The sequence below is a fragment of the Dyella lutea genome, from assembly GCF_024158035.1.
Lineage (GTDB): Bacteria > Pseudomonadota > Gammaproteobacteria > Xanthomonadales > Rhodanobacteraceae > Dyella_A > Dyella_A lutea.
This window is the reverse complement of record NZ_JAMZEK010000001.1, coordinates 583,386-604,562: the sequence shown is the minus strand read 5'-3', so window position 1 is coordinate 604,562 and position 21,177 is coordinate 583,386. Positions and strand designations below refer to the sequence as shown.

The window sequence follows — 21,177 nt, the reverse complement described above, 5'->3', positions numbered from 1 at the left end:
GTGGAACTACTGCATCGTGGGTGTTGCGAAACCGGAACCAGGGCGACGACGTGCTCAGCACTCCGTCGCCGAATGACCCTCCAGGTACAGTCCCGCCGCGCCGATCACGCCGTGCTGGCCGTGCTCCATCAGGCGAACCGGAACCTGTTGCAGGTAGGCGTGCATCACGCCCTTGTTGAAGAACCGCGTGGCGAACGAGCTGGTCAGCAGCAGCTCGCGGATCTGCGGCAGGATCCCGCCGGCCAGGAACACGCCCCCGCGTGCGCCGTACAGCAGGACCAGATCGCCGACGAAACTGCCGAGCAGCCCGCAGAACACCTCCAGTGCTTCCACCGCGTGCGCGTCGCTGCGATCCAGCGCGGCGCGGGTGATGTCGGCCGGGCGCGCCAGGGTCGGCTCGCGGCCTTCCAGCTCGCACAGCGCCTGGTAGAGATTGAGCAGGCCCGGGCCGGACAGCGCGTGCTCGAACGACACGTGCGAACGCTCGCGGGCGAGGATGCGCAGGATCGCGATCTCGCGCTCGTTGCCCGGCGCCAGCGCGATCTGCCCGGCCTCGGTGGCCAGCACGGTCGGACCCTGCGGCCCCGGCAGCAGCACCGCCGAACCCAGCCCGGTACCCGGCCCCATCACCAGCACCGGACCCGGCGCGGCCGGCGCGGTGTTGTCGATCACGCCGATGGTGTCGGCGCGGGTGAGGAACTGGGTGGCGAAAGCGACCGCCTCGAAATCGTTGACCACCGCCAGCCGCGCCAGTCCGAGCCGCTCGCGGATCTCGCGGATCGACACCGGCCATGGCAGGTTGTCATTGACGATGGCGTCGCCCAGCACGTAGCCGGCACTGGCCACCGCGCACTGCTCGATCGGCGCCGTCGGTGCGAGGTGGGTGACGAAGTCTTCCAGCACCGCGGTCAGGCTGGGCCAGTCCGCACAGGCGTAGCGGTGGTAGGCATGCACCTGCACCGGCTGCGCGGTGCCGGGCGTGCGACTGACCAGGCCGATGCGGGCGTGGGTTCCGCCCACGTCGGCTGCCAGGAACGGTCGCGTGGCGCCCGCCATCATCGTTGCTGCGCTTTGTCCCGCCACGTCCGCCACGCCGGATTCCCCCGTGTTCCCTCCGGTCCCTGGCGGCAAGCGCCCGTGGGACCCCATAGCGACCGAGTGTGTCTACGGCGTGACAACGTTGTCAACCATTTCCTTCGACACGGTCGAGGGGATCGATGGCGCGACGCAACAAGCCCATCCGACGGGCGGCTGACCGGACACCCCCAGCGGACTCTTGGGGCGCATGAAAAGGCGGGTTTTCGGCGGCATGGCTCACAAAATGGAGCTGCCGCATCGCATCACTCGCAGGCGTGGACAGGCGTCCGACAGCGCGCCGGACGGGTCATCTTCGCCACGACACGATCCGTCGGAGCCGATTGACAACGTTGGCCATGGACGTCCATAAAGCGAGCCTGGGAAAGGCGAAGCCGGGGAGCATCGCCCGACCATCCACCACGCCGTTGCAGACCGTTCCGGGGAGTTCCGCATGTCGTCCACCACGCTCGACGCCGCGCCGATGGCCGGCCGCTCCACGCTCGGGCCGATGATCATCATCGGCGTGCTGTTCTTCATCTTCGGCTTCGTCACCTGGCTCAACGGGCCGCTGATCACCTTCGTCAAGCTGGCCTTCAACCTCGACGACGTGAACGCCTTCCTGGTGCCGTTCGCGTTCTACATCTCCTATCTCGTCTTCTCGCTTCCCTCGTCGGCCGTGCTCCGGCGCATCGGCATGAAGAAGGGCATCGCTGCGGGCCTGTTCGTGATGGCGGTCGGCGCGGCGACGTTCGGCCAGTTCACCACCATGCGCATCTATCCGGGTGCACTGACCGGCCTGTTCGTGATCGGCGCCGGCCTGTCGATGCTGCAGACCGCGTCCAATCCGTACATCTCCATCCTCGGCCCGATCGAGAGCGCGGCGCAGCGCATTGCCTTCATGGGCATCTGCAACAAGATCGCCGGCATTGCGGCGCCGTTCGTAATCGGCGCGCTGGTGCTGAGCGGCATCGACAACATCGACGCCCAGGTCAAGGCGGCGCCGACCCCGGAAGCCCGCGAGGCGCTGCTGAACGCCTTCGCCAGCAAGGTGCACCTGCCCTACCTGGTGATGGCCGGCCTGCTGGTGCTGCTGGCGATCTGGATCGCGTTCTCCTCGCTGCCGGAGATCAAGCCCTCCGGCGCGAATGCCGAGGCGGCGATCGGCCACCGCGACGGCAGCCTCTTCAGTTTTCTGCATCTGTGGCTGGGCGTGCTGTGCCTGTTCCTCTACGTCGGCGTGGAGGTGATGGCCGGCGATGCGATCGGCACCTACGGCGCCAGCTTCCACTTGCCGCTGGACCAGACCAAGTTCTTCACCGCCTTCACCCTGGGCGCGATGCTGGTGGGCTACCTGGCTGGACTGGTGCTGATCCCGCGCCTCATCAGCCAGCAGCGCTACCTGGCGGTGTCGGCGTTGCTCGGCGTGTTGTTCTGCCTGGGCGCCTATGCCACCTCCGGCTATATCTCGGTGGGTTTCGTGGCCGCGCTCGGCTTTGCCAACGCCATGATGTGGCCAGCGATCTTCCCGCTGGCGATCAACGGCCTGGGGCGGCACACCGAGGCCGGTTCGGCCTGGATGATCATGGGTATCGCCGGCGGCGCGATCCTGCCGCAGGCCTTTGCGCATCTGAAGCTGCACATCGATTTCCAGCTCGCCTTCGTGCTGCTGATGGTGCCGTGCTACCTGTACATCCTGTTCTACGGCCTGCGCGGACATCGCGTCGGCCAGCACGCCGGCTGAGATCGCGATGACGGCGGCACCCCTCGCATCCGCCACCGGCCGGGCCGGGTGGGCTACGATGCGTCGCCCCCTGCCAGGAGTGTCCCGCGTTGCGCCATGCCACCATCAAAGACGTCGCCAAGCGGGCCGGAGTCTCGCTGAAGACCGTCTCGCGGGTGATCAACCAGGAGGCGTCCGTGCGCGCCGACACCCGGCAGAAGGTGGAGCGCGCGGTGGAGGCGTTGGGCTATCGCCCCAACCTGTCCGCGCGCAGCCTGCGCGCGGCGCACTCCTACGCGATCGGCCTGGTCTACGACAACCCGAACGCGCACTACGTGATCAGCCTGCAGGAAGGCGTGCTGTCGGCCTGCCGCGAGCGCGGCTTCGGGTTGCAGATCCATCCCTGCGACGCCAGCTCGCCGCACCTGGCGGACGAACTGGTGTCGCTGGTCAAGCGCGCGCGACTGGCCGGGCTGGTGCTGGCGCCGCCGATGTCCGAGCAGGCGGAGCTGATCGCCACGCTGAAGGAACACGATGTGGCCTTCGTGCGCATCATCGCCTCACGCGAGGACCCGCGGGACGGCTACCCCTGCGTCTACGTGGACGACCGCGACGCGGCCTATGCGATCACCGAGCACCTGATCCAGCTCGGCCACACGCGCATCGGTTTCCTGTGGGGCGAGCCGCACCACCGCTCCAGCCCGGAGCGTTACCAGGGCTACGCCGATGCGCTGAAGGACTACGGCATCCCGCTCAACAGGAAGCTGGTGCTGCCCGGTCGCTACGCCTTCGACGACGGCTTCCGCGGCGCGCGCAAGCTGTTCACGCTGAAGGAGCCGCCCACCGCGATCTTCGGCAGCAACGACGAGATCGCCGCCGGCGTGCTGGCCGCGGCGCGCTCGACCGGGCTGGACGTGCCGTGGGATCTCTCCATCGCCGGCTTCGAGGACAACCCGTTCTCCAAGCAGGCCTGGCCGGCGCTGACCACGGCACGCCAGTCCACCCGCGAGATCGCCCGCCACGCCGCGCTGCGGTTGATGGACGAACTGGCCCATCGCGAGGCCGGCGAGGACACGCCGCCACCGGCCAACGAGGGCTTCGTGCCCGAGCTGGTGGTGCGCGGCTCCACCGCGCCGCCGCGCGGTGCCGTGCCGCGCAAGCGCGCGGACTGACCGCCGGCCGCGCGCCGGTCCAACCCCATTCCCGCCACCGCCATCCACGACGCCCGACCGGCGCCGTGGCGCGCGGCCGCGCGTCCCCTTTCGCCTGACGGATACCCCGATGAAAGACGCAAGCACCACCCTGATGTACCGCGAGGCCGGCGAGAGCGCCGAGGTGATCGAGCGCCAGTTCGCCCGCAACGCCGGGCGGCTGGCCGAGCTGGGCGCGCGCCTGCGCGCGAATCCGCCGCGCTTCATCGTCACCTGCGCCCGCGGCAGCTCCGACCACGCCGCGGCCTACGCCAAGTACGTGTTCGAAACCCAGCTCGGGCTGGTCACCGCCTCGGCCTCGCCGTCGGTGTCCTCGATCTACGACGCACCGCTGAAGCTCGAGGGCGCGCTGTTCGTGACGATCTCGCAGTCCGGCAAAAGCCCCGACCTGTTGCGCGCGGCGCAGGCAGCCAAGGACGCCGGCGCCACCGTGGTCGCCCTGGTCAACGTGGAAGATTCGCCGCTGGCGACGATGGCCGACACCTTCATCCCGCTGCACGCCGGGCCGGAGAAGAGCGTGGCCGCCACCAAGAGCTACCTCGCCTCGCTGGCCGCAGTGCTGCAACTGACCGCGTCCTGGCGTGGTGATGGCGCGCTCGACGCGATGCTGGCGGACCTGCCCGGCCAGCTGCGCTCCGGCTGGAACGCCGACTGGTCGCCGATGGTGGAGGGCCTGCGCGAGGTGCAGAACCTGTTCGTGGTCGGCCGCGGGCTCGGCTTCGGAGCCGCGCTGGAGGCGGCGCTCAAGCTCAAGGAAACCTGCGGCCTGCACGCTGAGGCGTTCAGCGCGGCCGAGGTGAAGCACGGCCCGATGGCGCTGGTCGGCGCCGGCTTCCCGGTGCTGTTCTTCGCCCAGGACGACGGCACGCTGCCGAACACGCTGGCGGTAGCCGGCGAGTTCCGCCAGCGCAACGCACGCGTGCTGCTGGCCGCACCCGGGGTGGACGACGACGACTGCCTGCCGCTGGCGGCAGGCGTCTCGCCGCTGGCCGCACCGCTGCTGGCCGTGCAGAGCTTCTACAAGGCGGCCGCGGCGCTCGCGCTGGCGCGCGGGTACGATCCGGACGTACCGCCCCACCTGCGCAAGGTCACGGAGACCGTCTGATGTTCGCCACTACCGCCCTGGTCAACGGCCGCGTCATGGGCGAGCACGGCCCGCGCGACGGGCTCGCCGTGCTGCTGCGGGACGGACGCATCCTCGCCGTGTGCCCGGAGCACGATCCACGCGTGGCCGCGGCGCAACGGCACGATCTCGGCGGCCGGCTGCTGCTGCCCGGCTTCATCGACGTGCAGGTCAACGGCGGCGGCGGCCTGCTGTTCAACGACGCGCCCACGGTGGAGACCCTGCGCGGGATCGCTGCGGCGCACCGGAAATACGGCACCACCGGCCTGCTGCCCACCCTGATCACCGACACGCCGACAGTGATGGCCAACGCGCTGGACGCGGTGGACGCGGCGATCGAGCAGGGCGTGCCGGGCATCCTCGGCATCCACCTGGAGGGCCCGTTCCTCGCCGGCGCGCGCAAGGGCATCCACGACAGCGCGCTGTTCCGCCCGCTGGGCGAGGACGACCTGGCGCTGATCTGCCGGCCGCGCCTGGGCGTGGTGATGCTGACCCTGGCGCCGGAGTGCGTGGCCACCGACACCATCCGCCGGCTGAGCGAAGCCGGCGTGGTGGTGGTGGCCGGGCACACCGGCGCGGACTACGCCACCACCCGCGCCGCGCTGGATGCCGGCGTGCGCGGCTTCACCCACCTGTTCAACGCGATGACTCCTTTGGCCAGCCGCGAACCCGGCGTGGTCGGCGCCGCGCTGGAAGACGCCGACAGCTGGTGCGGCCTGATCGTCGACGGCCATCACGTGCATCCGGCGAGCCTGCGCGTGGCGATCGCGGCGAAGGCCCGCGGCAAGAGCGTGCTGGTCACCGACGCGATGCCGCCGGTCGGCTCGGACCGCCCGGACTACGTGCTCAACGGCCAGACCATCGTGATGAAAGACGGCGTCTGCCAGAGCGACGACGGCGTGCTGGCCGGCTCCGCGCTGGACATGGCCACCGGCCTGCGCAACTTGGTGCGGATGGTCGGCGTGCCGCTGGCCGAGGCCTCGCGCATGGCCAGCGCCTACCCTGCCGACTGGATCGGGCTGGGCGCCACCCACGGCCGCATCGTCGCCGGGCAGCGCGCCGACCTGGTGCTGCTGGACGACACGCTGACCGTTAAGGGCAGCTGGATCGGGGGCGCGTTCGCAGCGTGAGCGCTGCTGCCACGGGACTGCAACCGGGGTGGTGCGATCATCCGTAGTCCATCGCATCGCCACCGCTGCATCGAGGTTTCCGCATGTCCCTGCTCCGTCGCCTGGCCGCCCCGCTGCTCGGCCTCGCCGCCCTGTGCGGCACGGTCCACGCCGCGCCTGCCGCACACCACCGTGTCATTGTGTTCGTATGGGACGGCATGCGTCCGGACGCGATCAGCGCCGAGGACACGCCGAACCTGCTGGCGCTGTCGCAGCGCGGAGTGTTCTTCACCGACAACCACTCGACCTACCCCACCTTCACCATGGCGAACGCGTCGAGCTTCGCCACCGGATCGTTCCTCGGGCCGATCGGCTTCTACGGCAACAGTTTCTGGGCGCCCGGCGGCGAGGGTCTGAACGCCAGGGGCAAGGCAGCGGACTTCCAGAACCCGATCTACACCGAGGACTATGCGGTGCTGCGCGACCTCGACCGGCTTGAGCAAGGCGAGCTGCTGCAGGTACCGACCCTGCTGGCCACCGCGCACCGGGCCGGGCTGACCACCGCGGTGATCGGCAAGTCCGGCCCGGCCTTCCTGCAGGACTACAAGCTGCCGGACCAGGGCGGCGACAACGTGCTGCTGGACGAGAACACCGTGCTACCGCTGCGCTTCGCCAAGGAGCTGCAGCGCGCCGGCTACCCGCTGCCGGCGAATATCGTGCACACCTACCTGCCGTCGCAGCTGCAGCTGGCCGAGGACAACGGCGCGCCCACCGCGCCGGGCAAGCTCGCCACCCTGCGCGACGGCGTCACCTCCGACGCCACCGCCGGCGGCGAGACCACGCCGGGGCCGGCCAACGCCTGGATGATGCAGGTCTATCTCGACGAGGTGCTGCCCAAGCACCGGCCGGACATCAGCGTCGTCTGGCTGCGCAACCCCGACACCACCCAGCACCAGTACGGCGTGGGTTCGCCCGAGTTCCACCGCGCGCTGCAGGCGCAGGACGAGCTGCTGGGCCGGCTCCAGGCGAAGCTGCGCGAGCTGGGCATGGCCGACGACACCGACCTGGTGGTGGTGTCCGACCACGGACACAGCAATGTGGCCGGCCCGGCCGAGCTGTTCCCGCTGCGCACGATCAACGACGGTCGCGTCGGCGGCCTCGATCCGGCGTGGGGCTACTCGGTCTCCGGCAGCGTGCGCATGGCCGACGACCTCACCCGCGCCGGCTTCCACGCCTACGACGGCCAGGGCTGCATCTACGCGCCGGTGATGAGCGGCATCCGCGCCGACGGCACCCGCCTGCACCCGACCCGCTACGACGACGACGGCAGCATCTGCGGCAAGCCGGGCCCCTACACCACGCCCAGCTACGAGGTGCCCGACGAGCTGCCGGCCGACGCGGTGGTGATCGCCCCGAACGACGGCACCGACTACTACTACGTGCCCTCGCACGACCCGACGCTGGTGCAGCGGCTGGTGCGCTTCCTGCAGTCGCGCGCGGTGGTGAACACGGTCTTCGTCGCGCGCCGCTACGGCACCCTGCCCGGCACGCTGCCGGCCGAGGCGGTGCACCTGGGCAACGCGAAGCGGGGGCCGGACGTGATCATCAGCTACGCCTGGGACGCCCACGCCGTAGTGCAGGGCTTCCGCGGCACCGAGGTCGGCACGGCATCGACCGAGCGCGGCCAGCACGGCAGCTTCAGCCCGATCGACGTGCACAACACGCTGGTCGCCAGCGGCCCGGACTTCCGGCAGGCGATGCGCGACCCGCTGCCCAGCGGCAATGTCGACGTGGCGCCGACGCTGGCCGCGGTGCTCGGCCTGGCGCTGCCGACCGCGCAGGGTCGCGTGCTGCATGAGGCGCTGTCCGGTCCGCTGGCGCGCCCCGTCTCCGACTACACGGTGGCGCCCGCCGCGATCCGCCCGGCGACCGCGGCGACCGGGCTGAAGACGGTACGCATCGACGGCGCGCCGCTACCAGCCACCCGTTTCAGCTTCACGGTGAAGCAGAAGGTGCTGCGCTTCGACGGCCACCGCTGGATCTACTTCGACCAGGCCGCGGCGGATCGCCACTGAGCCGGGTCGCCGACCGCCTCACTGGTAGACGTGCAGGCGATCGAAGATCCAGGCGTGGTAGGAGGCCAGCAGCGCCGGCTGGGCGCAGTCGGTGTACAGGCCGTCGCAGCGATCGCGCAGCGCGGTCTCGGCGGCGAAGTACGGATCGGCCGGCAGGCCGGCGGCCTGCAGCACCATGCTGGGCAGGAAGGCGATGTCCAGCACTGGATAGCGCGGCAGCAGCGGGGAATCGGCCAGGTTGCTCTTGAGCATGTAGTAGGTGAGGTAGTCCCGTTTGGCATCCAGCGCCGGCGGCGCGCCGGCCGGCAGCGTGCGCGCGAGGTCGCGGATCAGCCCGCTGAAGGCCGGCTGGTGGTCGCCGAAGCTGAGCAGCACGGTCGGCTGCGGGCGATCGAGGAAATGCGCCTCCAACCCGCGCATGGCCCGGTCCGAGGCCTGCAGCCGGGCCAGGTAGGTGTCGAAGTTGAGTGCCGCCGGTGCCGGCAGGTCGTGCAGCAGGCCGTGGTTGTAGGGCGGCGGCAGCGAGGACAGCGGATGCAGGTCGTGCGGGCCGTGCTGGGCCAGCGTGAGGATCATCATGAACACCGGGCGGCCCGGCCGCTTGAGCTCGCCGTAGATCTTCCACGCGGCGTCGAAGATCTGCGCGTCGCTGCTCTTCCACGCCACCAGGCCGAGGTCGTTGACGTCGTAGAAGCGGTCGAAGCCGTAGTCGCGGTAGGCGTTGCGGCCGTTGATGAAGCCGCCGGCGGTCGGATAGATCGCCACCGTGAGGTAGCCCAGCCGCTGCAGCTGGCGCGGCAGCGTGTCGCGCACCCGCGGCGCCAGCACGTACGGCGCGTACATCCCGCCGGGTCCGAAGATGCTCTGCGGCAGCCCGGTCAGCGAGGCGAACTCGCTGACCCAGGTGCCGCCGCCGAAGGTGTGCACGCGCAAGGCGCCGTGGGCGCGGGTGTGCGCATCGGCGCGGAACATGCCGACCCGGCACGGCGGCAGGTTGCAGGCGGTGAAGCCGGCGGGATCGAAGGTGCTCTCCTCCAGCACCTGCACGATGTCCGGATAGCCTGCCGCGTCCGCCGGCGCGGCGGGCAACACGCCGGCGGCGGACGCGGCCCACTGCTGCGCGGCCTCGGCATCGGTCGCACGCGGCGGCAGGTGAATGTCGTCGTCCTCGATGTTGACGAAGAAATTGGTCAGCTGCGCCGGGTCGGACAGCTTTTCCCACGCGTTGCGGTGGTGTGCGGCGGCGAATGGCCCTTCCGGCGAGAGCACCAGGTGCAGCGCAAGCACGCCGACGGCGACGCCGAGCATGCGGGTGGCCAGCGCGCGCGGGAGCGGGCGATGGCGGTCCAGCGGCGGCTCGCGTCGCCACAGCAGCCAGGCCAGCAACGGCAGTCCCAGCGCGACCGCCCCCGCACCGAGCAGCAGGGGCGGGTAGTGCTCGAGCGTTTCCAGCAGGCTGGCACGCACGAAATAGACGAAGTCCGCCGGCATCAGCGACGAGTCCAGGTAGCGCAACTTGAACTGGCCCAGCACCTTCAGCAGCACGAATCCGCCGCCGCCGAACAGCAGCGCCAGCACCGGTCGGGCGGTGGCGGCGAGCAGGATGCCCACGGTCGCCAGCATCACCGACAGCACGAACAGGCGTTCGCCGGGAGCCGGCTCCTGCCCCGCGGTCCACGCCACACAGGCAACAAAGCCGGCAAGCACCAGCCAGCGCCCCCACGAGGGCGGCGGCGTGCGGACATCGGACGTTGGCATCGATCCACCCCTGTGCGGACCATGATTGATCGTGACGCGAATGTTACGGCCACATGACGGGCGCTGCCGCGTGCCCTCCGCGCCCCCGTTGTCGGCCGTTCGGGGACCCGCCCGGGGCCGCCGGTCACGCCGATCTGCTAGGTTTCGCCTCCCCGCCCGCCAACGGCCCCGTCCCATGCGTCCATCCCGTCCCGCCCCTACCGCCTCCTTCGCCCTGGCCGCGCTCGGCGCCGCCCTGCTCGCCGGCTGCAGCCACCTCGGCTTGCGCCCCGCCACGCTTCCGGACGGCGCGCGCGCCGACGTGGCGGTGCTGGAAACCACCGACATCCATTCCAACATCCTTGGCTACGACTACTACAAGCTGAAAGCCGACCCGACCCTGGGCTACGAGCGCACGGTCACGCTGATCCGCCAGGCGCGCAGGGAATTCCCCAATACCTTCCTGTTCGACGATGGCGACACCATCCAGGGCAGCGTGCTGGCCGACTACCAGGCGCTGGCCAGACCGGTGGGCTGCGACCAGGAACTGGCGATCTACCGCGCGATGGACGCCGTGGGCTACGACGGCGGCACCGCCGGCAACCACGAGTTCAACTACGGACTGGGCTTCCTCTCGCAGGTCACCGGCACGCCGATGAACGTGGACGGCGGCATGCGCAAGCGTTGCGATGGCCCGCACTTCCCGCTGGTGCTGTCCAACGTGTACAGCGCACGCGACGGCCAGCCGATCTTCAAGCCGTGGACGGTGGTGACCCGGACCATCGAGGCCTATACGCCCGACGGCAGTCGCATCGAAGTACCGTTGAAGGTGGGCATCATCGGTTTCACCCCGCCGCCGATCCTGGACTGGGACAAGCAGAAGCTGGAGGGCAAGGTCACCGTCAGCGGCGTGGTCGAGGCCGCCCGCAGATACCTGCCGCAGCTCGAGGCCCAGCATCCCGATCTGGTCGTGGCGATCCTGCACGGCGGCCTGGACACCCATCCCTACACGAACCAGATGGAGAACGGCGGCTGGTACCTGGCCGGCGTGCCGGGCATCGACGCGCTGCTGCTGGGCCACTCGCACACCGAGTTCCCCGGGCCGCACTACGTCGGGATGCAGGACGTGGATGCCAAGCGCGGCTTCGTGCGGGGTGTACCTGCGGTGATGGGCGGGTTCTTCGGCAAGGACCTGGGCGTGATCAGGCTGGCGCTGGTGCGCCGGGACGGGCGGTGGGTGGTCGACAAGGTCAACACCCACAGCGAAGTGCGGCCGATCTGCCGCCCCGCCGCCCGGGGCGAGGCGCCGGACTGCGTCGCCCCCGATCCCGCGATCGCCCCGCTGGTGGCCAAGGTGCACGAGGCCGCCATCGCCTACGTCAACACGCCGATCGGCGACACCACGGTCCGGCTCAGCAGCTACTTCGCCGACGAGGGCAACATGACCGCGCTGGCGCCGATCAACGCGGCGCAGGCGGACTACGTGCGCCGCGAACTGCCCAAGACCCACCCGGAGCTGGCCGGCATCCCGGTACTGTCGGCCGCCGCGGCATTCCGCACCGGCTTCGGCGGTCCGGACGACTACACCGACGTGGCGCCCGGTCCGCTGACCCTGCGCAACGCGGCGGACCTGTACTTCTACCCCAATACGCTCGCCGCCGTGAAAACCGACGGAGCCGGCGTGAAAGCCTGGCTGGAGCAGTCGGCCCGCCGCTTCAACCGCATCGATCCGGCCAAGGCCGCCCCGCAGGAGCTGATCAACCCGCACTACGTGGGCTACAACTTCGACCAGATCCAGGGCGGCATCGCCTACACCATCGACCTGACCCGGCCGGCCGGCGAGCGCATCACCTCGCTGACCTACCACGGCAAACCGGTCATCCCGGACCAGCCGTTCATCGTGGCCACCAACAACTACCGCGCCAACGGGGGCGGCCACTTCCCCGGCCTGGACGGCAGCGGCATCGTGCTGGCCTCGCCCGATGGCGCCCGCGAGATCCTGGCCCGCTGGATCGAGCGCAGGCAGCACCTGGGACCGGGCGATCTGGAGCCGACCTCCTGGCACTTCGCCCCCCTGCAGACCCGCAGTCCGGTGGTGTTCAAGGGCGCCGCTGGCAAGCAGGCCGTGGCTGCCGCGGCCGGCCTGACCGGCATCCGCCAGCTCGCCGACCACGGCGACGGCACGGCGACCTATGCGATCGACCTGTCGCCATGAAATCGGAGGTAGGGGGGTAGGGCACCCCGGACGTTGAACGAGGTGTGGGCCGGACGCCGACCAGCAACCGGCAACTGGCCCGAATGCCCCCCGCGCATGGAGAGCGGCCCAAAGACTTCCGCATGGACGCGGAAGCACTTTTATTTCGTTAGCCACAAGCCGCGGCGGTTGCGATATCGTGACGACTGTTTCCCTGGTCAATACACGGTGTCGCGGCATGGCCCTGGGTCCGGCCGGCCCGAAGCGAACACTCGCACAGGCCGATGACGCAAACGAGTTCGAAGGCTTCGTGCGATCGCAGCGCGACGGGCTCGTGCGTTTCCTGCAACGGCGGACCCGTTCGGCCGACGATGCAGAGGACCTGGCCCAGGAGAGCCTCACGCGGCTTATCCGCTATCGCGGCTACGCACCAGATACCTGGTCCGGCTTGCTCTACCGGATCGCGGTGAATGCGCTGCACGACCGCGGCCGGCGTGCGGCCAGCCGTTTCGATGCCCAGCACGTGAGCCTGGACGAAGAAACGGCCGAACTGGCCGCGAGCGAGCCGTCGCACGAGCAGCGCACCGCCTCCGAACAGGAGCTGGCTGCCTTGCAGCGTGCATTGCTGCGCCTGCCCGACCGCTGTCGCCAGATCTACCTGCTCAACCGGATCGAAGGAATGAGTTACACCGAAATCGCCGAACACTGCGGGATCAGCGTGAAGGCGGTGGAGAAACACATCAGCCGGGCCCTGCGCCTGCTGCGCGAGCGCCTGGGCGCATATCACACGGAGGTCAGGCCATGAACCGGCGAGCCACGGAACACGCAATCCCCGACTTTCCGAGCAGCGCCGAGGACTGGCTGGCCCGGCTGCATTCGCCGGCCCGCAGCCCGCAGGACGAGGATGCCTTCGAGCGCTGGCGATCGGCCGACCCCGACCACGCCGCCGCCTACGCGGAGGTGGAGTACCTGCACCGCAATGCCGCGCTGCTCGGCGGCGACCCGATGCTGCGCGCGGTGGCACGCGCCGCGCGCCGCGACTTCAGCCGGCGCCGGGCGGCCCGGCCGCCCCGGCGCGCCTGGTGGCTGGCCGCCGGCATCGCCGCCAGCCTGCTGGTTGCGGTCAGCATCGTGCAGATCATGACCGACCGACCGGACCTGGGCGGGCAGACCTACGCCGCCGGCGTCGGCCTGCCGCGCGCGGTCACCCTCGCGGACGGCACCGAAGTGGCGCTGGATGCGGATACCAGCCTGGTCGCACGCTTCGACGGCCACCGGCGCGAGGTGATCCTCCGCAATGGCCGCGCCCAGTTCCATGTGGCGCATGACCCCGCCCGCCCGTTCATGGTGGTGGTCGACGGCAACCTGGTCCGCGATATCGGCACCACGTTCCAGGTCAGCCGCAGCGCCGATGGCGTCACTGTCGGCCTGCTGGAAGGCCGTGTCTCGGTCAGCCGCGATGCGGTGGGACATGCCTGGGTCAGCGATCTCAAGCCCGCCGAGCAGGTGCACATCGACGCCAGTGGGCAGGCCGGCCCGGTCACCCCGCTGGACGTGGACGCAGCGCGCGGCTGGACCCGGGGCGAGTTCACTTTCAGCAAGCAGCGCCTGGACGACCTGCTGCAGGCCATGAACCGTTACTCGCAAACCCAGCTGCGCCTGGGCGATCCGTCACTGGCCGGGCTCAGGGTCAGCGGCCGTTTCCACGCGGGCGACCAGCAGGCACTGGCCGAGGCGCTCGCCCAGGGCTGGAAGCTGCGCGCCGTGCGCACCGGTGCGAAGGAACTCACCCTGCTGCCGCCTGCCGAGCCACGCTGAACGGCATGCCCCCACGCCAGTCCGCGCCCGCCGCGCCGCTTCGCCGGTCCGTCGCAGTCGCGCTGGCGCTCATGTTCGGAATGGCCTGCGCCGCAGCGCATGGCCAGGGTGCGACCCGACACTACCGGCTGCCTGCGGGCACGCTCGACCAGTCCCTGCGCACGCTGGCCCGCAGCGGAAACATCCAGCTGCTGTATTCGCCGGAGCTGACCGCCCATCGCCGGGCCGGGCCGCTGGAGGGCGACTTCACTCCGGCCGATGCCCTGGCCGAACTGCTGCGTGGCAGCGGCCTGGAGGCGCAGCGAGTCACGGCAGACACCTTCGTGCTCCGGCTTCCCGCAGCGCGAACGGCGCCCGCGCTGCCCGCCGGGCACCCGCTCCCGGCGGTGCCCCTGCAGGACGTCCCGGTACCGCTGCTGCCGGTGGAGGTCACCGGCACGCATCTGCGCCGCACCGAGGTGGAGACAGCCTCGCCGCTCACCGTCATCACCCGCCAGCAGATCGAGCGGAGTGGCTACCAGACGCTGTTCGAGTTGCTGCGCGCCCAGCCCGGCGTGCGGGTGAACAATGCCCCGGTGGCGATGACCGACAACGCGCTGTATCAGGCCAACGGATTGTCCGGGGCCACGGGTGCCGCGGCGGTCGACCTGCACGGACTGGGGGCCACCGCCACGCTGTTCCTCGTCGACGGCCAGCGCATGGCCGGCTATGGCCTGGCGCAGGGCGAATTCGCCCTGGTCAACGACCTGGAAAGCATCCCGCTGCCATTGGTGGAGCGGATCGAGGTACTGCGCGACGGCGCATCGGCGATCTATGGTTCCGACGCCATGGCGGGCGTGGTCAACATCATCCTGCGCAAGCAGTTCCAGGGGGTCGCGGTGGATGCCAATACAGGCATCTCCTCCCGTGGCGACGCGGCCCAGCACCGCGGCACGATCAGCGCCGGTACGGCATTCGGCCACGGCGGCCACGTGATCCTGGGACTGGACTACCTCGAGCGCTCGCCGCTGCTCGGCCGGGACCGTGCCTGGGCGCGCAACTCCGGCGAGGACAGCAACGGCTACTACTACTTCGACGGTGGCCAGATCGGCTACGACAGCCAGGGCGGTGGCTGCACCCGCACGTCGCTGGACGGCCCGTGCGTCAACACCTCCGGCCCGGTCACCACGCTGCAGACACAGCTCGACAGCCGCTCGCTGCTCGCCCATGTCGATCATCCGCTCGGCTCGCTGCGAGCCTACGCCGATCTGCGCTGGAACATGGTGCGCCAGCACCAGCAGACCGGGCCGGCCACCGAGCAGATCGGGTTCTACGATCCGGCGGCGCCGCAGGACGCGCAGGTGATCAACTACGCATTCAACGACGTCGGGCCGATCCGCGACTTCACCCAGTCGCGCAGCACCCAGGTGAGCGTCGGTCTCCACGGCACGCCGGGGAACTGGGCATGGGATCTGCGCCTGGACAGCCAGCACAATGCCGGGACCGACCGGGTACAGGGCCTGTTGCGCTCCAGCGTGCTCGATCAGGCGCTGGCCGATGGCAGCTACCTACCGGGGGGACACAACGATGCGGCCTTACTCGCGGCGCTGGCGCCCCCGCTGATGCGCACCGGCCGCACCAGCCAGACCGGCTTCAGCCTGCGCACCGATGGCCCGCTGGCCGAGTGGCGGGAGGGTAGCGTCGGGCTGGCCGCGGGCATCGAGGGCTACCGCGAAAAGCTGGACGATCAGCCCGACCCGCTGCTGATCTCCAACGATGTGTTCCAGTTTCAGTCGCCGTACGTGCGTCGCGGCGACCGCTGGATCTCCGCCGCCTACGTCGAGCTGGAAACGCCGCTGGCCCGGGGACTGGCCATGAACCTGGCCGGTCGCGCGGACCACAGCGGCGGTTTCGGCTGGGCCTTCTCCCCGAAGCTGGGTTTGAAGTGGGACCTGACCGAGAGCGTCAGCCTGCGCGGCACCCTGGCGCGGGGCTATCGCGCACCGACGTTGCCCGAACTGGACCGACCGCAGGCGCTGCTACCCACCGGCGTGCGGGTAGAGGTCCCGAACAGCCTGCTGCCGTGCCAGAGCCGGGCGACGACCTCCCCGGGATACTCGTTGTGTACCCTTCGACTGGACAGTGTGAGCAACCCGGCGCTGAAGCCAGAACGCTCGCGCAGCCTCACCCTGGGCATGGTGTGGGCGCCGACTCCGGCCCTGGGCGTGGCACTGGATGTCTACCAGGTCGATCGCCGGAACGAGATACGGCCGTTGCCGGTGTCCTACGCACTGGATCATCCGGATGCCTATCCGGAGCTGTTCCGCCGCAACGACAAGGGCGTGCTGTACGCGTTCGACCAGCAACTGGTGAACCTGGGCAGGACCATGGTGCGTTCGTTCGACCTAGACGCGCGCTACCGGCTGGATACCGCGCGCCACGGCAGCCTCGCCTTCAGCCTCGGCGTGGACTGGCTCTCCAAGCTGCGGCGGCAGATCGAGCCCGGCGCAACACCGCAGTCCTACGACGGCTACGCGGACCAGCCCAAGGCGACCGCGCTGGCCGGCATCGAATGGACGCTGCGCAACTGGGTGACCACCGCCAACCTGCGCTACACCGGGCACTACGCCTTCCAGTCCAGTGCAAACAGCCCGCTCGCCTGCCCCCAGGCCCTGCGCGATGCCGGGCATTGCGACACTCCGGCCTTCACCCTGCTCGACCTCAACCTCGAGTACGGCGGCGTTCCCCACTGGCGCTTCGGCCTGAACATCCACAACGCCCTGGATCACCAACCGGTCTACTACGGCCGGCCTTCGCTCGCCTACAGCCCCTCATTCGACGACGTGGTGGGCCGATACTTCCTCCTGAGCGTCCACTACCAGCGCTGACCATGGCGCCAGCATGGTTGCAAATGCACCTGTTGACGCCGCCATAAATCCGCCCGTAGTGTCCAAACCATGTCGATCGACAACGCTCCCGCCAGCCTCCGCCCCGCACGCCTCCCCGGCGCGGCGTGCTGCGTCGGCGGGCGCTGCATCGACACCCCCTGTGTCGCCACCATTACCACCACGACCATTACTACCCGCTCCGGGTGGGTGTCCGTGCGCGACTAGTTTCATCACACGCAACGGCCCCGCCCTCGACGAGGCGGGCCGGCATTCCCACCGACACGCCAGCGAGCACGGGCCTCATCCGGAGGCTTACCGTGAATTCCTGTGCACCCCAACTGCTCGAACACCCCAAACCGCTGCCGTCGGCACTTGCGCTGGCGGCCCCGGTTTCCCGTTGCCGCGAGTTGGCCGTCGGTGTGATCGGCCCCGGCCGCGTCGGCAGCGCTTTGCTCGACCAGTTGCGTGCCGCGCAGCCGCGGCTGCAACGCGAAGGCCGCGTGCGATTGCGCCTGTGCGGCGTGGTCGCCAGCAAGCGCATGTGGCTGGACTGCGACGATGCCGAATTGAACAGCCGCCACGGCGGTGCGCAGGTCTGGCGGCCCAATGACCTAGACGCCTTCGCCGCCCACGTGCGCGGCGTCGAGGCGAGCGACGCGCTGCTGATCGACTGCAGCGCCAGCGATGCGGTCGCCTCCCGCTACCCGGCCTGGTTGGCCGCTGGCCTGCACGTGGTCACCCCGAACAAGCTCGCCGGCAGCGGTGCGCTCGAGCGCTGGCAGGCGATCCGCGCCGCCAGCGCCGCCAGCGGCGCGCGCTTTCGCTACGAGGCGACCGTCTGCGCCGGCCTGCCGGTGGTGCAGACGCTGCGCGACCTGCTCGATACGGGCGACGAGCTGATCGCCGCCGAAGGCATGTTCTCCGGCACCCTGGCATGGCTGTGCAACCGCCACGACGGCTCGCGGCCGTTCTCGGCACTGGTACACGAGGCCCATGCGCTGGGCTACACCGAACCGGACCCGCGCGACGACCTGTCCGGCATGGACGTGGCGCGCAAACTGGTGATCCTGGCGCGCGAGGCAGGCTGGGCGCTGTCGCTGGACGACGTGGCGGTGGAGAGCCTGGTCCCTGCCGCGCTGGCATCGCTGTCGCGCGACGACTTCCTGGAGCGGATGGAAGAACTCGATGCACCGATGGCCGCGCGGCTCGCCGAGGCGAGGGCTGCAGGCGGCGTGCTGCGTCATGTCGCCCACCTGGATGCCCGTGGCCGTGCCAGCGTCCGGTTGGCCGTGTTGCCGGCCGACCACGCCTTCGCCCATTCGCGGCTGACCGACAACGTGGTGCAGTTCACCACCCGTCGCTACTGCGATAATCCGCTGCTGGTGCAGGGCCCGGGCGCCGGTCCCGAGGTCACCGCCGCCGGCATCTTCGCCGACCTGCTGCGCATCGCCGAATCGCTCGAGGTGCGCGCGTGAATGCCCAACTGCGAGACCGCATGAGCCAAGCTCCGCAACGTGCCCTCCATGCCTATGCCTTCGCGCCCGCCTGCGTGGGCAATGTCGGCGTGGGCTTCGACATCCTCGGCCACTCGATGGCCGGTGCCGGCGACCGCGCCGAAGTGCGCCGCATCGACGAGCCGGTGGTGCGCATCGCCGCGATCGAGGGCATGGTCACCGAGCTGCCGCGGGATCCACAGCGCAATACCGCGGGCATGGCGCTGATCTCCCTGCGCCGCGCCCTGAGCCTGCACCATGGTTTCGAGCTGACCCTGCACAAGGGCATCGCACTGGGCTCAGGCATGGCCGGCTCGGCGGCTTCCTGCGTGGCCGCGCTGGTGGCCGCCAATGCCCTGCTGGAGCGGCCGCTCCCCCCCGAGTCGCTGTATGAGTTCGCACTGGACGGGGAGGCCGTGGCCAGCGGCAGCCGCCACGGCGACAACATCGGTCCGATGCTGCTCGGCGGCCTGGTACTCGCTACCCACGACCGTCTGGTGCGCATCCCGGTGCCGGCCAACTGGCATTGCGCCCTGGTCCATCCGCATTTCGTGCTGGAAACGCGCAAGGCGCGGGCCGCGCTGGCCGGCGACTATCCGCTCGGCAGCTTCGTGCAGCAGAGCGCCAACCTCTCGCTGGTGCTGGCCGGCTGCTACCGCGGTGAGGCGGCGCTGGTGCGCGAAGGCCTGAAGGACGTGCTGGTCGAACCGCGCCGTGCACCGCTGGTGCCGAACTTCGCGCGGGTGAAGCAGGCTGCGATGGACCACCGCGCGATGGGCGCCAGCATTTCCGGCGCCGGCCCCAGCGTGTTCGGCTGGTACGAACACGGCGCCGATGCGGAAAAGGCAGCCGCTGCGATGCGCGGCGCCTTCGCCGAGGCGGGACTGGACAGCGATGCATTCGTCGCTCCCGTCGATGGCCCCGCCGCCTGCGTACTCGACTCCCTCGACGCCGGGGTCGATGCATGAGCGAGGCGTTGCGTTATGTCAGCACGCGAGGTGGCTGTCCCGCCGTGGGACTGAGCGCGGCCATCGCCGCCGGACTGGCGCCCGACGGCGGCCTGTACGTACCGCAGACGATGCCCCGGGTGGACACCACGGACTTCGATCCGGCCGGCACGCTGGCCGACACGGCTGCCACCCTGCTCGCTCCCTTCTTCGCCGGCGATCGGCTGGCCGACGCGCTGCCGGCGATCTGCGGTGAGGCACTGGATTTTCCGGTACCGCACCGCGCGCTGCCGACCGACGGCGCTCACGTACTGGAGCTGTTCCATGGCCCCACCGCCGCGTTCAAGGACATCGGCGCGCGCTTTCTCGCAGCCTGCCTGGCGCGCCTGCCGCGGGCCGACACGCGTCCGCTGACCATCCTCGTCGCCACCTCCGGCGACACCGGGGCTGCAGTCGGTGCCGCCTTCCACGGCCGTCCGGGCGTGCGCGTGGTGATCCTGTACCCGGACGGCAAAGTGTCGCCGCGGCAGGCGCACCAGCTCGGCTGCTTTGGCGACAACGTGACCGCCCTGCGCGTGGCCGGCCGCTTCGACGACTGCCAGCGCATGGTCAAGGCGGCGCTCAATGACGCCTCGCTGCAGGCCGTGGTGCCGCTGTCCTCGGCCAACAGCATCAGCCTCGGCCGCCTGTTGCCCCAGATGAGCTACTACGCGCATGCCGCGCTGGGCTGGTGGCGGGAGCGCGGGCGGCCGCTCGACTTTGTCGTGCCGACCGGCAACCTGGGTAATGCGCTGGCGGCGCTGTGGGTGCGCGCGCTCGGTCTGCCGGTCGGCCGGGTCCGGCTGGCCTGCAATGCCAACGCGACGCTGCCCGAGTTCCTCGCCGGCGCTGATTACCGCCCACGCGAGGCGGTGGCGACCATCGCCAACGCGATGGACGTGGGGGCGCCGAGCAACGCCGAGCGACTGCGCTGGACCTTCGACGACGCCACCCTGCGCCGCGGGCTGCGGGCCGACAGCGTCGACGACGCGGCGATCCGCGACACCATCGCCCGCCACGCCCTCGACCATGGCGAGGTGTTCTGTCCGCATACCGCCACGGCCATGCATGTGCTCGACACGCTGCGCGCGGAGGGCGACCACGACGACTGGACCGTGGTCGCCACCGCGCATCCAGCCAAGTTCGAGAGCGTGGTGGAGCCGCTGGCGGGCCATCCGGTCGCGGTGCCGCCAGCCCTTGCGGCCATGCTGGCTCGCCCGTCACGGGCCGATCCCCTGGTCGCCGACGACGGTACGCTCGTGGCCTGGTTGAAGTCGGCGTTACGCTGACCCATACCCCCACGAACGGAACTGTGGCGATGCGTCACAACGCGTCATCGAGACGCCCCGTGGCAACCGGGGCCGTACCCGTGGTGCAGCGGGGAGAGAAACGCAGGTCCATGCGAATCGCGCAGAATCCTTGTGCGCCAAGGCCCGGGTGGCTTTTTCGATTGGCCATCTGGACGTCCGAATGAAATTTTTCGCTTGGATTCACATGAAACTGTTGACGCGGCCTTTTCCGCTGCCCTAAGGTCGATTGCATGTCGCAGCGCAGCAGCCACCACAGCCTCGCCCTGAGCCGTCGTCCCACGACGGTCGGCGACCCGCTGCTGGCCGGCGGCACCCTCCTTCTTCTTGCTCTTGTACTCGTACTCCTCATTACCAGCGGAGGTGCGGGCTAGCGGCTGCGTCCCAGGCAAAAGGAAACACACCTGAGACCCCCCAAGACCCCGCACCGACACCGGAGCGGGGTTTTTTTTGGCCTGCG

At 70.1% G+C, this 21,177-nt stretch carries 14 protein-coding genes; 12 read left to right on the top strand and 2 right to left on the bottom strand.

What is annotated here, in order from left to right; genetic code table 11:
• Nucleotides 1-54: 54 nt before the first annotated feature.
• Nucleotides 55-1,059 carry a glucokinase gene (glk, locus tag NC595_RS02720; RefSeq protein ID WP_253564741.1) on the bottom strand — a complete coding sequence of 335 codons (1,005 nt, stop codon included), beginning with the start codon at nt 1,057-1,059 and terminating at the stop codon, nt 55-57.
• Between the two features lie 499 nt (nt 1,060-1,558).
• On the opposite strand from glk, the gene NC595_RS02715 reads away from it, so the two are divergent.
• From NC595_RS02715 to NC595_RS02695, 5 genes are all read left to right on the top strand, one after another.
• Entirely contained in the window at nt 1,559-2,818 is a 1,260-nt protein-coding gene (locus tag NC595_RS02715; protein ID WP_253565683.1) for a sugar MFS transporter, read from the top strand.
• 89 nt (nt 2,819-2,907) lie between these two features.
• Nucleotides 2,908-3,969: a LacI family DNA-binding transcriptional regulator gene (locus tag NC595_RS02710; RefSeq protein WP_253564740.1), complete on the top strand. Its 1,062-nt coding sequence runs from the start codon at nt 2,908-2,910 to the stop codon at nt 3,967-3,969.
• A gap of 109 nt (nt 3,970-4,078) precedes the next feature.
• Entirely contained in the window at nt 4,079-5,113 is a 1,035-nt protein-coding gene (locus NC595_RS02705; RefSeq protein WP_253564739.1) for an SIS domain-containing protein, read from the top strand.
• Entirely contained in the window at nt 5,113-6,261 is a 1,149-nt protein-coding gene (nagA, locus tag NC595_RS02700) for an N-acetylglucosamine-6-phosphate deacetylase (RefSeq protein ID WP_253564738.1), read from the top strand. The genes NC595_RS02705 and nagA overlap by 1 nt, the downstream gene beginning before the upstream one ends.
• An 83-nt stretch (nt 6,262-6,344) precedes the next feature.
• Nucleotides 6,345-8,315 carry an alkaline phosphatase family protein gene (locus tag NC595_RS02695; RefSeq protein ID WP_253564737.1) on the top strand — a complete coding sequence of 657 codons (1,971 nt, stop codon included), beginning with the start codon at nt 6,345-6,347 and terminating at the stop codon, nt 8,313-8,315.
• 18 nt (nt 8,316-8,333) lie between these two features.
• On the opposite strand, the gene NC595_RS02690 is transcribed toward NC595_RS02695, so the two are convergent.
• The gene (locus NC595_RS02690; RefSeq protein WP_253564736.1) at nt 8,334-10,073 is read right to left on the bottom strand and encodes a sulfatase-like hydrolase/transferase; all 1,740 of its coding nucleotides are present in this window, start codon (nt 10,071-10,073) and stop codon (nt 8,334-8,336) included.
• Between the two features lie 175 nt (nt 10,074-10,248).
• On the opposite strand from NC595_RS02690, the gene NC595_RS02685 reads away from it, so the two are divergent.
• From NC595_RS02685 to thrC, 7 genes are all read left to right on the top strand, one after another.
• Nucleotides 10,249-12,267 carry a bifunctional 2',3'-cyclic-nucleotide 2'-phosphodiesterase/3'-nucleotidase gene (locus tag NC595_RS02685; protein WP_253564735.1) on the top strand — a complete coding sequence of 673 codons (2,019 nt, stop codon included), beginning with the start codon at nt 10,249-10,251 and terminating at the stop codon, nt 12,265-12,267.
• A gap of 217 nt (nt 12,268-12,484) precedes the next feature.
• Nucleotides 12,485-13,051 (top strand): RNA polymerase sigma factor, encoded by a 567-nt coding sequence (locus NC595_RS02680; RefSeq protein WP_253564734.1) that lies wholly within the window; start codon nt 12,485-12,487, stop codon nt 13,049-13,051.
• Nucleotides 13,048-14,064 carry a FecR family protein gene (locus NC595_RS02675; RefSeq protein WP_253564733.1) on the top strand — a complete coding sequence of 339 codons (1,017 nt, stop codon included), beginning with the start codon at nt 13,048-13,050 and terminating at the stop codon, nt 14,062-14,064. Before NC595_RS02680 ends, NC595_RS02675 begins: the two co-directional genes overlap by 4 nt.
• Nucleotides 14,065-14,135: 71 nt before the next feature.
• Nucleotides 14,136-16,931 (top strand): TonB-dependent receptor, encoded by a 2,796-nt coding sequence (locus NC595_RS02670; protein WP_253564732.1) that lies wholly within the window; start codon nt 14,136-14,138, stop codon nt 16,929-16,931.
• 317 nt (nt 16,932-17,248) lie between these two features.
• The gene (locus NC595_RS02665) at nt 17,249-18,406 is read left to right on the top strand and encodes a homoserine dehydrogenase family protein (protein WP_253564731.1); all 1,158 of its coding nucleotides are present in this window, start codon (nt 17,249-17,251) and stop codon (nt 18,404-18,406) included.
• A 20-nt stretch (nt 18,407-18,426) separates the two neighbouring features.
• Nucleotides 18,427-19,392: a homoserine kinase gene (locus NC595_RS02660; protein ID WP_253564730.1), complete on the top strand. Its 966-nt coding sequence runs from the start codon at nt 18,427-18,429 to the stop codon at nt 19,390-19,392.
• Nucleotides 19,389-20,699 (top strand): threonine synthase, encoded by a 1,311-nt coding sequence (gene thrC / locus NC595_RS02655; RefSeq protein ID WP_253564729.1) that lies wholly within the window; start codon nt 19,389-19,391, stop codon nt 20,697-20,699. Before NC595_RS02660 ends, thrC begins: the two co-directional genes overlap by 4 nt.
• Nucleotides 20,700-21,177: the final 478 nt, after the last annotated feature.

Bases quoted from the DNA above. Each gene is read 5' to 3' on its own strand.
- glk (WP_253564741.1), bottom strand. From the start codon at position 1,059: ATGATGGCGGGCGCCACGCGACCGTTCCTGGCAGCCGACGTGGGCGGA.
- NC595_RS02715 (WP_253565683.1), top strand. From the start codon at position 1,559: ATGGCCGGCCGCTCCACGCTCGGGCCGATGATCATCATCGGCGTGCTG.
- NC595_RS02705 (WP_253564739.1), top strand. From the start codon at position 4,079: ATGAAAGACGCAAGCACCACCCTGATGTACCGCGAGGCCGGCGAGAGC.
- nagA (WP_253564738.1), top strand. From the start codon at position 5,113: ATGTTCGCCACTACCGCCCTGGTCAACGGCCGCGTCATGGGCGAGCAC.
- NC595_RS02695 (WP_253564737.1), top strand. From the start codon at position 6,345: ATGTCCCTGCTCCGTCGCCTGGCCGCCCCGCTGCTCGGCCTCGCCGCC.
- NC595_RS02690 (WP_253564736.1), bottom strand. From the start codon at position 10,073: ATGCCAACGTCCGATGTCCGCACGCCGCCGCCCTCGTGGGGGCGCTGG.
- NC595_RS02685 (WP_253564735.1), top strand. From the start codon at position 10,249: ATGCGTCCATCCCGTCCCGCCCCTACCGCCTCCTTCGCCCTGGCCGCG.
- NC595_RS02680 (WP_253564734.1), top strand. From the start codon at position 12,485: ATGGCCCTGGGTCCGGCCGGCCCGAAGCGAACACTCGCACAGGCCGAT.
- NC595_RS02675 (WP_253564733.1), top strand. From the start codon at position 13,048: ATGAACCGGCGAGCCACGGAACACGCAATCCCCGACTTTCCGAGCAGC.
- NC595_RS02670 (WP_253564732.1), top strand. From the start codon at position 14,136: ATGTTCGGAATGGCCTGCGCCGCAGCGCATGGCCAGGGTGCGACCCGA.
- NC595_RS02660 (WP_253564730.1), top strand. From the start codon at position 18,427: ATGAGCCAAGCTCCGCAACGTGCCCTCCATGCCTATGCCTTCGCGCCC.
- thrC (WP_253564729.1), top strand. From the start codon at position 19,389: ATGAGCGAGGCGTTGCGTTATGTCAGCACGCGAGGTGGCTGTCCCGCC.